The organism is Agrobacterium tumefaciens (assembly GCF_009649785.1).
Taxonomy (GTDB): domain Bacteria; phylum Pseudomonadota; class Alphaproteobacteria; order Rhizobiales; family Rhizobiaceae; genus Agrobacterium; species Agrobacterium tumefaciens.
In genome coordinates, this window is sequence record NZ_WJOK01000006.1 from 61429 (window position 1) to 74552 (window position 13124).

Consider the following 13124-nt stretch of genomic DNA (forward strand, 5'->3'; position numbering starts at 1 on the left):
GTGCTTGTCACAGGGATGAGGGAGTAAAGGGCCTCAAGCCGCCTGAGCCTTGTCCAGTCCGGCCTCACGGGCAAACGCCTTCAGCGATTTCAGGCCGAGGCTCTGATATTCGAAGGGGTTGCGCACATCCGGGTCCTGTTCGGCCTCGATGACCAGCCAACCGCTGTAATTGTGCTCGGCGGCAATTTTCAGAACCGGCGGGAAGTTCACGCCGCCTTCGCTGTCACCCGGCACGGTGAACACACCGCGGCGAACGCCTTCGAGGAAGGAAAGCCGCTCGTTCCGAACCTGATCGGCAATCACCGGCCGCACGTTCTTGGCGTGGATATGGCCGACGCGGTGCATGTATTTCTGCGCGACGCGCACGGGATCTCCGCCGCCGAACAGGCAATGGCCGGTATCGAGCAGCAGATGGGTCTTCGGCCCGGTATGCTTCATCAGAAGGTCGATCTCGTCTTCGCTCTCGACCGCGGTTCCCATGTGGTGATGGTAGACGAGGGTGATGCCCTGTTCGGCAGCATAGGCCGCCAGCGCCTCCACACCCGCGCCGAACTTCGCCCAATCTTCAGCCGCAAGGCGCGGACGGTCGACCAGCGCCGTGTCGTCGGCACCGTGAATGGCGTTCGAGGTCTCGCAGACGATGATGACTTTCGAGCCCATGGCTTTCAGCAGATCGAGCGCCGGCTGCATGGCCTTCTTTTCGGATTCGATGCTGTCGGTCAGAAGGTTCAGCGAATGCCAGCCGGAGACGAAGGAAAGGCTACGCGGCGCAAGCACACCCTTCAGGCCTTCCGGGTCAGTCGGGAACTTGTGGCCCTTCTCGATGCCGTCGAAGCCGATCTTGGCTGTTTCGTCGAGGCATTGTTCAAGGCTGATATTGGCGCCCAGTGTGCGGTCGTCGTCGTTGGACCAGGCAATCGGGTTGGTTCCGTAACGGATCATCTTACTGTCTTTCCTTGATATGGTTTTCGTAGCGCGCGCGCGCCGGTCCGATTTCGGCCCGGTCGGAAACTTCGGGTACCGCCACATCCCACCAGTGGCCACCGGCCTGCGGGGTCGGATAGGGGTCGGTATCGATGACGATGACAGTCGTGCGGCTGGATTCGCGAGCGGACGCAAGCGCCGCTTCCAGCTCGGCGATGGTGGAAACCTTGCGCGCATCCGCGCCCATAGAGCCGGCATGGGCGACGAAGTCGATGGCGATGGGGTTGACGTTGGTGTGGGCGTAGAGGTTGTTGAACTCCGCGCCGCCGGTTTCCATTTGCAGCCGGTTGATGCAGCCGTAACCCCTGTTATCGGTGATGACGAGCGTGATCTTGACGCCCATGGCAACCGATGTCGCAAGCTCGGAATTCATCATCATGTAGGAGCCGTCGCCGACCATGACGATCACGTCCCGGTCCGGTTCCGCCATCTTGATGCCGAGGCCGCCGGCAACCTCATAGCCCATGCAGGAGAAGCCGTATTCCATGTGATAGGAAAGCGGCAGCTTGGATTTCCACAACTGGTGCAGCTCACCCGGCATGGTGCCCGCCGCGCACATGACGACGGTATTTTCGCGCGACTGGCGCTGTACGGCGCCGATCACCTGCATGTCGGTGGGCAGGCTGTTGGCGTTTTCCTCACCCGGTGCCGCCGTATCGGCATCGGCCTTCTCGAACCATGCCGCCTTGAGCTTGGCATCCGGTGCCGTGAAGCGGTGGCTGCCAAGCGCGGCCGACAGTTTTTCGAGACCGATCTTCGCATCCGCCGTCAGGCTGATCGCATCGTGTTTGGCGCTGTCATAGGGCTGCACGTTGAGGGCGAGGATCTTGCGGTCCGGGTTCTTGAACAGCGCCCAGGAACCGGTGGTAAAGTCCTGAAAGCGGGTGCCGACGCCGAACACCAGATCGGCTTTCTCGCTTATGATATTGGCGCTTTCGGCACCCGTGACGCCGACCGGGCCGAAGTTGAGATCGTGATCCCAAGCCAGTGCCGATTTGCCGGCCTGGGTTTCGACGACCGGGATGGAATGGGTTTCCGCAAAACGCTTCAGCGTTTCGGTGGCGCCGGAAAAATGCACACCGCCGCCGGCAACGATGACGGGGTTCTTCGCAGCCTTCAGAGCGGCGACGGCCTCTTCGAATTCCACCACATCCGGTTCCGGGCGGCGTTGCCGCCAGACGCGCTTTTCAAAGAAGCTGACGGGATAATCATAAGCTTCCGCCTGCACGTCCTGGCAGAAGGCCAGCGTTACCGGGCCGCAATCGGCCGGGTCCGTCATGGTGCGCATGGCGCGGGGAAGGGCGGTCAGCAATTGTTCCGGGCGCATGATACGGTCGAAATAACGGCTAACCGGGCGGAAGCAGTCATTCACCGTCATCGTGCCGTCGCCGAAATCCTCCAGCTGCTGGAGCACGGGGTCGGGACCGCGATTGGCGAAGACATCGCCGGGGATGAGAAGAACCGGCAGGCGGTTGACATGGGCGAGCGCTGCCGCAGTTACCATGTTGGCAGCACCGGGGCCGATGGAGGAGGTGACCGCCATTGCCCGCCGGCGACGCAGCTGCTTGGAATAGGCAATCGCAGCATGCGCCATGGATTGCTCGTTCTGGCCGCGATAGGTCGGCAGTTCCTCGCGAATGCCATAAAGCGCCTCGCCGATGCCGGCGACATTGCCATGGCCGAAGATGGCCCAGACACCGGCAATATAGGTCTCGCCATGCTCATTCATCTGCGCGGCGAGGTAACGAACCATAGCCTGCGCAGCCGTCAATCTGATTGTCTTCACGCTGCCTCTCCCTTTTTGGCGCGCGCCTCATCCCATATGCGGCACAGGCTGGTATAGCGCTGCGCCATGTCCTTCACCGCTTCCTCATCGGTGATCTTGCCACCGAGCCAACCCCGCGCGGCGTCGGCGAAAATCGTGCGGCCAACCGCGAAACCTTTGACCAGATCGAAACCGGCGGCAAGGCGGAAGCTCTCCTCCAGCTCGCTTTGCGGTGCGTCGAGACCAAGAACGACGATGCCGCGCACGTAAGGATCGTTGCGATGCACGGCGTCGCAGGCATTTTTCCAGGCGGCTCTGGTTTTCATCGGCTCCAGTTTCCACCAGTCGGGATAAACGCCGATCTCGTAGAAGCGTTCGATGATGCGCGCGGCGGTCAGATCGTCGGTCGGGCCGACCTTGGAGGGAATGACCTCGAGCAGCATTTCCAACCGGTTGCGGCGTGTCGCCTGGAACAGACGCATCACCGTCTCCTCCTGCGCGGCGCGCATTTCGTCGGTATCATCCGGGTGATAGAAGCACAGAACCTTGACGACATTTTCCAGCGGCCATTCGGAAAGCCCGCCGAAATCCTTGCCGAGTTCCGGTTCCAGCGTCAGCGGGCGCGAACCCGGCCATTCCACCGGCCTGCCGATCCACAGACCGGAGCCGCTGGCTGCGAAAAGCGCATCGCGTCCGAGGCGGCCATCGCAGAGAATGCCGTAACCCGCCTTGCCACCGGCGACCGTTTGCGCGGCCTCGAGGCAGAGCTTCTTGAAGGCGCCGATGCGCTCATGTTTAATGCCGAGTTCGTCAGCGATCGCTTCCAGTTGCATGCGATGGTCGAAGGCGAAGACGCGCATTGTGTCCCATTCGCCCTTGCGATTGGTTGACCAATGCACCTGTTCCAGCGCCTCGTCCTTGCGCAGCGCCTTGTTGCGGATGCCGGCCTTGAAGAAATATTGCAGCTCTTCCCAACTCGGATAGGCGGGCGTGCAGCCGTGGCGGGAAACGGCAAAGGCGCCACAGGCATTGGCGTATTTCAGCGTTGTCGGCCAGTCCTCGCCGCGCAGCCAGCCACGGAAAAGCCCGGCCATGAAACCATCGCCCGCGCCGAGAACATTGAAGACCTCGATCGGGAAACCTTCGCCCGTCTCGCCATCGTCCAGGCTTGCCGGAATTTCGCCGGCGAAAACCGAAGCACCCATCGGGCCACGCTTGCACACCAGCGTCGCGTTCGACACCTTGCGTACGGCATTCAGTGCGGCCAGCGTATCGGTCGAGCCGCCGGCAATGTGGAATTCTTCTTCCGTGCCTACAATCAGATCGAAGAGATGCAGGGTGGATTGCAGCTTGGCGGTGACCTTCTGCGATTCCACGAAGCGGCTTTCGCCATCGCCATGGCCGGCAACACCCCAGAGATTGGGGCGATAGTCGATGTCGAGCGCTGTTTTCGCACCGTTTTCGCGGGCAAGTTTCAGCGCCTTCAGTACGGCCGCTTCCGTCTTCGGATGCGACAGATGCGTGCCGGTGGCGCAGACACAGCCTGCTTCGGCAATAAAGGCGGGATCGATGTCGTCTTCGCTGAGCGCCATGTCGGCACAGTTCTCGCGATAGAAAATCAGCGGAAACTGGTTCTGGTCGCGAATGCCGAGAAGCACCAGCGCAGTCAACCGCTCCGGGTCGGTTTTCACGCCGCGTACGTCCACGCCTTCGCGCACCAGCTGTTCACGGATGAAGCGGCCCATATGCTCGTCACCAACGCGCGTGATGACGGCACTGGCAAGGCCGAGCCGCGCAGCGCCGGCCGCAATATTGGTGGGAGAGCCGCCAATATATTTGGCAAAGGAGGCCATGTCCTCCAGCCGGCCGCCGACCTGCGAACCATAAAGGTCGACCGACGAGCGCCCGATCGTGATAAGGTCAAGTTTTTTCAAAAGCTTCCTCCTTCGGACCCCGCATTGAGGGAGCCTGATGCCAGTGGGCCTCCTCCGCCCACTTTCTGTCTCACCACCTTCGGGTGCATTCACGAGACGGACAATTATGGAATGCCCGTTTCATGAATTTGGATCATAAATTCTATTTTTTATGTTTTCAATAAAAATATTCAGGCTGTTTTGCGCGTTCCCACAGCGACAGCGAGTGTAATGGCGAGACAGAGCGTGGCGGAAAGCGAGCGGAATGCGCCAAAATCGATTTCCGTTACCGTGAGCAGCGTCGCGCCGGACTTGCGTAGCGGATTGACGGCCGAATCGGACATGGCGACAACGGGAATGCCGTTGGCGCGGGCCATCTCGGCCAATTCCAGCGTTTCCGCCGAATAGGGGGAGAAAGTGATCGCAATCAGCGCGTCATCGCGGGAGATGGCGCTTAGATTGCCAAGGCCACCGACGGCGCTGTGCAAAACCGCAGGTACCTTCATTTTTTCGAAGGCGTAAGCGAGGTAACTGGCAATGGGGAAGGAGCGCCGCAAACCGATGATATGCACGGTGCGCGCCTGTGCCAGCGCCGAGACCGCCTCGTCAAGCTGCCGTGTATCGACCGATTTCAGCAGCATTTCCAATGAGGACCGGCCAGCCTCCACGAACTCCGCCAACAGGCCCGACGCGCTCTCGTCGCCCTTTTCGCGCAGGTGGTCCAGCCGGGTCGCATAATCCGGCCAGCCGCCGACATAGGAATCGCGAAACAGGCGCTGCATCTCCGAAAAGCCGGAAAAACCCATGATCTGGCAAAAGCGCATGAATGCAGACGGCTGCACGCCGGCACCTTCTGCCATTTCGGCGACGGTGGAAACGGCAATGCGATCCTGATTGGACGCGACATAATCTGCACATTGACGTAATCGTTTCGGCAGGCCTTCCGCGACCTGAAGCAACCGCTCCTCAAAAGCCTTCACGGAGTCTGGCGCATCGATTGCCGTCATTGTCGTTCCTTTGTGCAGATTGAAATCGTGTGCACTTTAACTGCAATGGAATTTTTATTCCATTGTGTTTTTTACGAACGGATCAATGAAGCGGGATCGGGGTTTGTTGCGGTGTGTGATCGGGTTAACTTTCGTCATTCCGGCTCGAGGCCGGAACGACGAAGAGGGGATGATTGACGCTTTTGGGTCAGTGCAATCCACCCACGCCAAGATGCGTATCAACAATATCCGGGTTCGCCGCAAGATCGTCGGACGGTCCTGACCAGACGATGCGGCCGCGTTCCATGATGATGGCGTGGTCGGCGAAGTCGATGGCCATCTGGATGCGCTGTTCGATGAGAAGAATGGTCATTTCGCCCGATTGCGCGAGTTTCGAGAAGGCCGCCATCAGTTCCTCGCAGATAACAGGGGCGAGACCTTCGAGGGGTTCATCGAGAAGCAGCACCTGCGGCTGGCCGAGGATGGTGCGGGCGGTGGAAAGCATCTGCTGCTCGCCACCGGAGAGTTGCGAGCCGAGATTGCGGCGTCTTTCCTTCAGGCGCGGAAACAGCGTGTAGGCTTCCTCGATGGCCGATTTCGGCCGGCCCTTGAGGCCGACGAAGAGGTTTTCTTCGACTGTGAGTGTCGGAAAGACATCGCGGGTTTGCGGCACGTAACCGAGACCGGCGAGGGCGCGGGCAGCACTCGGCAGGGCGGTGATGTCCTGCCCGCCGAGATGGATATCACCGGCAAATCGTTTCGTCTGCCCGGCAAGCGTGGCAAACAGGCTTGTCTTGCCAACGCCGTTACGTCCGAGCACCGCGAAACGCGAACCGGCGGGAACGGAGAGCGACAGACCCTCGATGACACGGGTGGGGCCGTAACCGGCGGTCAGGTTGGCGATTTCAAGCGGCGCTGCGGGCATTGGCGTAACTTCCGAGATAGGCTTGGCGGACTTCTGCGTTGCTGGTGACTTCGCCAGGCGAACCGTCGAATATGACGGCGCCTGCGGCGAGCACGACCACACGTCTGGCGAAACGGAAGACCAGATCCATGTCGTGTTCGATCATCAATATGGCGAGGTCGGCGGGCAGGCGATCGAGCGCCTGTTCGATACGCGCCGTTTCCGTCGAGGGAACGCCGGCGGCAGGTTCATCAAGCAGCAGGATTTTGGGCTTGAGCGCCATGGCAAGTGCGATCTCGATGAGCCGCTGCTGGCCATAGGCGATTTCACGGACGCGGGTTTCGGCGATGGCAAGCAGGCCAAGCGTTCCGAGAATGTCGCGCGCCTCGCTCATCACCGTTGGCATGGAGCGGTAACGGCCGAAAATCCGGCCCGTCCTGCCTTCCCTTTGCAGAATGGCGAGTGCGACATGTTCCTCCGGCGTCATGTCCTGGAACAGTCGCGTCACCTGAAACGAGCGGACAAGTCCGCGCTTCACGCGCTGACTGGCGCTGAGCCCCGTCACGTCTTCTCCGGCAATCCGCACGGTTCCGGCGGATGGCTTGATGTTTCCGGTAACGAGGTTGACGAAGGTGGTCTTGCCGGCGCCGTTGGGCCCGATCAGCACGGTGCGATCTCCGGGCGAAAGCGACAGCGAGACATTGTTGGTAACGACGAGACCGCCGAAATTTTTCTGCAGGCCGGAAACTTCGAAAATGGCGCTCATTTGCGATCTCCCCTCAGGCGCGCGATGATTTGTTCGCCCGCGCCATAAAGGCCGCGCGGCGCAAACAGCACGACGGCGATCAGAAGCAGGCCGACGATTGTGAGCCAGTGGAACGGGTTGGCGGCGGAAACGACGTCCTCGAACCACATGAAGGTGACGGTGCCGATCAGCGCGCCATAAAGCGAGCCCGCGCCACCGAGAACCAGCATGACCAGCGCTTCGGCAGACAGCGTGAAGCTGAGGCTGTCGAGGCCGACCACCTGCGTGGAGATGGCGTTCAGCGCGCCGCCGATTCCGGCAACGATGCCTGATATCACGAACATCTTCAAAATCGTGCCATTGACCGAACCGCCCATGGCCTGAATGCGGATGCTGTCCTGCTTGACGCCGCGACACAGCATGCCGAAGGGCGAATTGACGACGACGCGAAGTGCCAGAAAAACCAGAAGCAGCAGGCATACGCCGTAGATATAGGCGGTGCGGCCGTAAAGATCGAATTCGAAGGTGCCGAACAGCGCATCGGGCGAGACGCCGGCAAGCCCGTCGCTGCCGCCCGTCCAGTCCGACGCCTTGTTGGCCGCCTCGTGGAAAAGATGAACGACGGCGATGGACAGCACCAGTTGCGGCAGGCCGTGCGCGCGCAACAGAATGGTGCCGGACAGCAATCCCGCGATGCCGCCCACTGCTGCGCCGATGAGGGTCATGAGAAGCGGGTCGGTGATACCGTAGTGGGCAGCGGCAATGCCGGCGGCATAGGCGCCAGCACCGAACAGGGCCGCATGGCCAAGTGTCGCCACGCCGCAATAGCCGGTAACGAGATCGATGGAGAGCACGAGAAGCGCTATCGCGATGATGCGCGTCAACAGCGCCAGATTATCCGGAAACAGGAAGTAACCGGCGATGGCGGCGATGATGATGAGCAGCGGACCGCCAATCGCGCGCAGGGGCGAGCGGGCCTTCGGCGGTTTTGCTGTTTCAGTGAGGTCGTTCATGAGCACCGCCATCTCATTTCGCCCTTCCAAGAAGGCCGCGCGGAAACAGCGTGATGATCACGATGACCGCCAGATAGAAAAAGAATTCGCCATATTCGGGCGCAAGATACCGCCCGGTCGTATCGATGGCGCCGAGCAGCAGACAGGCGATCAGCGCGCCGGGGATCGAGCCTGCGCCGCCGACGGATACGACCACCAGGAAGGTGACCATGTAGCGCAGCGCATAATAGGGTTCGACCGGCAGCAATTCTGCGCCGATGACGCCGCCCATTGCGGCAAGGCCGACGGCGATGGCGAAGCTTACGGCATAGATGATTTCGGTGCGCACGCCGAGGGCTGCTGCCATGGCCGCATTGTCCACGGCTGCCCGCAACTTGATGCCGAAGGCGGTCTTTTCGAACGTGAACCAAAGTGCCGCCGCCACCACGAGGCCAGCGACGATGGCGAAGATGCGGTGGGTGGCGATGGTGCGAAAACCGAGATCGGTAGGACCGGCCAGTTCCTGCGGCAGCGGAATGGTTTTGAGCGTTGGCCCGAACACGAAATTGGCTATGCCGATGATGCAGAAGGTGATGCCGATGGTCATCAGCACCTGCGTCAGTTCGGGTGCGCCGTAGATGCGCCGGTAGAGAAACCGTTCGAGCGGTATGGCGATCACGATGGTGCCGACAATCGCAACGAGGATTGCCGCCGCGTAACCAAGGCCGAGGCCATGGGCGGCATAGGAGGCGAGATACCCGCCGATCATGGCGAAGGCGCCGTGGGCGAGATTGACCACACGCATCAGCCCCATTGTCACGGATAGGCCGATGGAGATGATGAAAAGCACCATTCCATAGGCAAGCGCATCGACAAGGATGCTGAAGACCGTCTGCATGTTCGAAAGCTCCTCGTGATGCAATTGCACCCGTGCCGGAGCCGCCCGCAAAAGGCGGCGCCGGTCATTTCCGTCTCAATGCTTACTTGGCGGCGGCAAGGCCCGGATCGCCCTGTTTTTCGAAAGTCTGGACTTCCTTGTTGTAATAATTGCCGTCATCGCCCTTGGAGACTTCGCGCAGGTAGATGTTCTGCGTGATGTGACGGCTCTGCGGATCGATGCTGACAGGGCCGCGCGGGCTTGTCCAGGAAAGACCCTTCACCGCCTCGACAGCCTTTTCCGCATCCTGTTTGCCGCCGGTCGCCTCGATCATCTTGGTGATGACATACATGCCGTCAAACGCGCCGACTGCGGGGAAGGACAGTTCCTTCTGATTGCCAATGGCCTTGGTTGCGGCCTCCACGAAGTTCTTGTTTTCGGGTGAATCGTGGGAGACGGCATAGTGGAAGGTAGTCTGCATGCCGAGCGCTGCTTCGCCAAGGGCCGGCAGATCCGATTCCTGTGTAAGATCGCCCGGCGCGAAAAGCTTGATGCCTGATGATTTCAGGCCGTTGTCGTTGAAGGCCTTCACGAAGCCGAGCGTCGTCGGGCCGGAGGGCAGGAAGGCGAAGACGCCTTGTGCGCCGGAATCCTTCACGCGCTGCATGATGGGGCTGAAATCATTGGTGGAAAGCGGCATGCGAATGCTTTCCACAACTTCGCCGCCAGCGGCGGTGAAGGCTGCCTTGAAGGCGTTCTCCGCGTCAACGCCCGGGCCGTAATCGCTGACCAGCGAAATAACCTTCTTGACGCCGCCATCGAAAGCCACCTTGGCGATGGGCGTGGATGTCTGCCATGTCGTGAACGAGGTGCGCACCACGTAGGGGCTTTTGGTAACGATGGCCGATGTGGCCGCATTCATGATGACCATGGGCACATTGCCTTGTTTCAGCAGTGGCGTAACCGCCATGGCGTCGGGCGTAAAATAGAAGCCCGCGAGATATTGCACGCCTTCCTTTACAACCAGCTCCTGCGCCAGCGCCTTGGATTGCGCCGGATCGGCCTGCGGCACATCGCGGTAGACGACTTCGACAGTGTCATTGCCCACCTTGTTGCCGTGAAGCGAAAACCAGGCGTCTATGCCGGCCTTGAAGTTCTTGCCCTGCAGCGCGAAGGGGCCGGAGAACGGGCCGACCACGCCGACCTTGATCGTCTCGGCATAGGCAACCGAACTGAAGCAGATGGCCGCGATTGCGGCGGTGATCCGTAATTTCATGATTTCCTCCCAATTGATCCGTGGCTCCCTCCACCGATCCAGCCAGTCAAACTGGTAAGTGCGATGGCCAAAGTAAAATGAAAAAAAGGGGGCAATAAATAACCTGATGGTTATGGATCGCCGCCTTATCCGGTTCTGCCCGATATTGGATCATACAATAGGGATAGTCTGGCGATTCTCAATTGCCGCAGCCGCTGCAGCCATCACGAATGGTCCCGTTTCAGCATGCTGCTTCCAAATGTCGCCGTTATGAAAAATGCCCTGCGCCACGGGGCCGGAAAATGACGATAATATGCGCGTAATCCCGGTGCCTTAACCAGTTCTAAGGGGATTGCCCGTAGTCTCCCGAAGCATATTTTGAATTTCATTTGGTGTCTTGATGGGCGAATACCAGAATAAAGCCGTTGATCTTATGCGGAATCGCGTTGGCGACAGTATACTCAACAACAAGATCGAGCGCCGCGAAGCTTTTCTCCGCAAGGCGCTGGCGCTGTATCACGTCATGGGCGGCGAGGCGGATGGCATGCGCGCCGCGGTGGAAGATGTTGTGCACCTGCCGAAGCCGAGCGTCGATGTCGCTGTTGGCGACGTGATGCATGAACTGGCAGCAATCGGTCACGTCGCCGATCTCGATATTATTCAGGCCGGATATAACAAACTTGATGCCGCCAATCTGCATATTTTGAGCAAGGGCAAGCGGCTTTTGCAGAAGCAGCAGGAAAAGAAGCTTGCCGCCACGGCTGAGAAGTAAGCCGTACAAAGGGCAACTGAGGGTGATGACAAAGCTCCCTCACACCCGGCGTCATCCCTGGGATTGTCCCAAGGATCCAATCACGTCCAACTAGACCAAGACGTTGCAGCTGCTCCGGACAAGCCCAAGCATGACGGACGAGGGCTTCGGGACTTCGCCATCATTCTGAAGCCCCCAATCGGGGGCGCTTCGAAATCAGGCAACGTCCGCGACGAAAATATCCTGCCAGGCGTCGTAAGCGGAAAGAACCGTTTCCATCTGCGCCGTGTGGCCGGTGATGAAGTCATCGCCGTAGATCGTCTCATCAGGATATTCGGTAATCAGCGTCATCGGCACTGTGTGGCGGTCGTCGATGGACGACAGGCACGGGAAACCGTTGATGATGCGGAAACCGGTTTCACCGGCGTGAATCTCGTAAAGCGCGATCTGGCGGTTGTTGTAATCCAGCAGGCCCGGAATGGCGCCGAGATGGCGGGTAACCCGGTCGAGCAGGGCTTCCGCCTGCTTTTCCCAATCCGCATGGTGGCGGATGATCAGGAAAAAGCCCTTCGGCAGCGTCCACATGGCGAAATTGCGCGGCACATAACCGGAAAGCGGACGGGTCCATTCGTGCGAGGGATAACCGTGCAGGTTCACATGCAGGCTCGCGCCGCTCATCTCCTGCGCGCTGAAACGGATTGCCTTCTCGTTGAGATGGACGCCCGAATTTTCCCGCGTGCGATATTCGAGATCGTCGCCGAGCGCCGTGTACCGCGCCGCATGGTGCATGTGGCGTGGATTGTCGGCGCGCAGCCGCTGGTGCAGGGCATAACCATCGGGGTTTTCCAGCGGCGAAATGGTGAAATGCGCGCCCTGTCTTTCCGCAAGTTTGCGGGCGGCGCGGACGGCGCCAACGATGCCGGTGGTTTCATTGGGATGCTGGCCGCCGCTGATCATCACGGCGGCATCGCTGCCCGCGACATAACGGGCGGCAAGAACGCGGCCCGACCGCGAGCGGGCCTCGAACGCCTCGCCGCCGATCTCGGCAAGCATACGCGCGATCTGAGACGCCGCCACCGGTTCGCGGGCCTCGTCGATCCGCTGTTCGCCGCCATCCAGGAAAGTGGTGGTGAGTGCACGGGTCTCGATACGGACCGAAACGTCGCCGTTGCTTTTAACGACTTCCGGAACGATCTGGCCGGGTTTCAGGCCCCGGTCGCCCAGCGGCCGGCCGGATTTCTTCTGGAAGAATTCCAGGAGGGAGAAATAGAAATCCTCGTGCAGCGCTTCACGCAGGCTGATCACCTCGTCCCCGACCGGCAGCGCCATGTCTTCGGACGGGTGCGTGACGTGAATGTTCAATTCCTCGAAATAGGGTTCCTCATCGCCCCAGCCGTGGTTGGCGAAGGCATTGATTGCCGCTTCGAAAAGCTGCTCGTAATCCGTCTCCAGCCGCTCGCCCGTAGCGTCACCGGCCGGACGGAACCAGCCGGTTGGCGAGACATTGGTTTCGCCGACGATATCGGTATGAACCCGGTTGGGAGCGAGAACCTTCAGGGTTTCCTTCTTGCCGTTGCGGCTCAGCGTAACGTCATAATGAAGGGCGTCGTCGTCGCGGGCGATAAAATCGATCTTCGCGTCGCCGGCTAGTGCCGCCAGCGGATAGGCCTCCAGCCGGAAACGATTGGCGGGTGCATTGGCGTGCACCGGGTAATGCACCTCGATGGCATCGACGCCACCAAGATTGATCTCTTCCAGAAAGGTGAAGAGAAGCGGTTTGTAGGCGCTGCGGATGCGGGCACTGACGCCTTTTTTCTTCAGCCTTTCTTCGGCCTCGCGGCGGCTTTTGGCGTCATCGAACGTCCATGCCTCGAAGGACTGGCCGGGCGCGGAGTTGGCGAGAAGCACATCCAGAGTACGCTTGAAGGTCTGGTCGAAAATCTGGCTCATCA

The 13124-nt window shown here is 60.3% G+C and carries 11 protein-coding genes; 1 reads left to right on the forward strand and 10 read right to left on the reverse strand.

What is annotated here, in order from left to right; all coding sequences use genetic code 11:
* Positions 1 to 33: 33 nt before the first annotated feature.
* The 9 genes from iolE to GH784_RS08225 form a co-directional block, all read right to left on the reverse strand.
* Positions 34 to 942, reverse strand: a complete 909-nt coding sequence (gene iolE / locus GH784_RS08185; RefSeq protein WP_153793322.1) for a myo-inosose-2 dehydratase — start codon at positions 940 to 942, stop codon at positions 34 to 36.
* A gap of 1 nt (position 943) precedes the next feature.
* Positions 944 to 2770 carry a 3D-(3,5/4)-trihydroxycyclohexane-1,2-dione acylhydrolase (decyclizing) gene (gene iolD / locus GH784_RS08190; RefSeq protein ID WP_065660226.1) on the reverse strand — a complete coding sequence of 609 codons (1827 nt, stop codon included), beginning with the start codon at positions 2768 to 2770 and terminating at the stop codon, positions 944 to 946.
* Positions 2767 to 4683, reverse strand: a complete 1917-nt coding sequence (locus GH784_RS08195) for a bifunctional 5-dehydro-2-deoxygluconokinase/5-dehydro-2-deoxyphosphogluconate aldolase (protein ID WP_019566984.1) — start codon at positions 4681 to 4683, stop codon at positions 2767 to 2769. The genes iolD and GH784_RS08195 overlap by 4 nt, the downstream gene beginning before the upstream one ends.
* A gap of 170 nt (positions 4684 to 4853) precedes the next feature.
* Entirely contained in the window at positions 4854 to 5669 is an 816-nt protein-coding gene (locus tag GH784_RS08200; protein ID WP_004430982.1) for a MurR/RpiR family transcriptional regulator, read from the reverse strand.
* 187 nt (positions 5670 to 5856) lie between these two features.
* A complete protein-coding gene (locus tag GH784_RS08205) occupies positions 5857 to 6573 on the reverse strand; it encodes an ABC transporter ATP-binding protein (protein WP_004430985.1) in 717 nt (238 codons plus the stop codon).
* Entirely contained in the window at positions 6554 to 7318 is a 765-nt protein-coding gene (locus tag GH784_RS08210; RefSeq protein WP_065660227.1) for an ABC transporter ATP-binding protein, read from the reverse strand. Before GH784_RS08210 ends, GH784_RS08205 begins: the two co-directional genes overlap by 20 nt.
* A complete protein-coding gene (locus GH784_RS08215) occupies positions 7315 to 8322 on the reverse strand; it encodes a branched-chain amino acid ABC transporter permease (RefSeq protein WP_025595027.1) in 1008 nt (335 codons plus the stop codon). Before GH784_RS08215 ends, GH784_RS08210 begins: the two co-directional genes overlap by 4 nt.
* Before the next feature lies 1 nt (position 8323).
* Entirely contained in the window at positions 8324 to 9187 is an 864-nt protein-coding gene (locus tag GH784_RS08220) for a branched-chain amino acid ABC transporter permease (RefSeq protein ID WP_013762353.1), read from the reverse strand.
* 82 nt (positions 9188 to 9269) lie between these two features.
* Positions 9270 to 10442 carry an ABC transporter substrate-binding protein gene (locus GH784_RS08225; RefSeq protein WP_065688496.1) on the reverse strand — a complete coding sequence of 391 codons (1173 nt, stop codon included), beginning with the start codon at positions 10440 to 10442 and terminating at the stop codon, positions 9270 to 9272.
* Positions 10443 to 10821: 379 nt separating this feature from the next.
* Between GH784_RS08225 and GH784_RS08230 the strand changes: the two genes are divergently transcribed.
* Complete coding sequence (locus tag GH784_RS08230; RefSeq protein WP_019566989.1) at positions 10822 to 11193, forward strand: hypothetical protein; 372 nt, start codon at positions 10822 to 10824, stop codon at positions 11191 to 11193.
* Positions 11194 to 11388: 195 nt separating this feature from the next.
* Here the strand turns inward: GH784_RS08230 and GH784_RS08235 are convergent, their stop codons facing one another.
* On the reverse strand, positions 11389 to 13122 hold the full coding sequence (locus GH784_RS08235) for a M14 family metallopeptidase (RefSeq protein WP_153793323.1): 1734 nt from the start codon (positions 13120 to 13122) through the stop codon (positions 11389 to 11391).
* Positions 13123 to 13124 lie beyond the last annotated feature (2 nt).

What these genes read in the sequence shown, in the direction of transcription:
- GH784_RS08235 (WP_153793323.1), bottom strand. Translation starts at nt 13,122, where the DNA reads ATGAGCCAGATTTTCGACCAGACCTTCAAGCGTACTCTGGATGTGCTT.
- iolE (WP_153793322.1), bottom strand. Translation starts at nt 942, where the DNA reads ATGATCCGTTACGGAACCAACCCGATTGCCTGGTCCAACGACGACGAC.
- GH784_RS08225 (WP_065688496.1), bottom strand. Translation starts at nt 10,442, where the DNA reads ATGAAATTACGGATCACCGCCGCAATCGCGGCCATCTGCTTCAGTTCG.
- GH784_RS08215 (WP_025595027.1), bottom strand. Translation starts at nt 8,322, where the DNA reads ATGGCGGTGCTCATGAACGACCTCACTGAAACAGCAAAACCGCCGAAG.
- GH784_RS08200 (WP_004430982.1), bottom strand. Translation starts at nt 5,669, where the DNA reads ATGACGGCAATCGATGCGCCAGACTCCGTGAAGGCTTTTGAGGAGCGG.
- GH784_RS08210 (WP_065660227.1), bottom strand. Translation starts at nt 7,318, where the DNA reads ATGAGCGCCATTTTCGAAGTTTCCGGCCTGCAGAAAAATTTCGGCGGT.
- GH784_RS08230 (WP_019566989.1), top strand. Translation starts at nt 10,822, where the DNA reads ATGGGCGAATACCAGAATAAAGCCGTTGATCTTATGCGGAATCGCGTT.
- GH784_RS08205 (WP_004430985.1), bottom strand. Translation starts at nt 6,573, where the DNA reads ATGCCCGCAGCGCCGCTTGAAATCGCCAACCTGACCGCCGGTTACGGC.
- GH784_RS08220 (WP_013762353.1), bottom strand. Translation starts at nt 9,187, where the DNA reads ATGCAGACGGTCTTCAGCATCCTTGTCGATGCGCTTGCCTATGGAATG.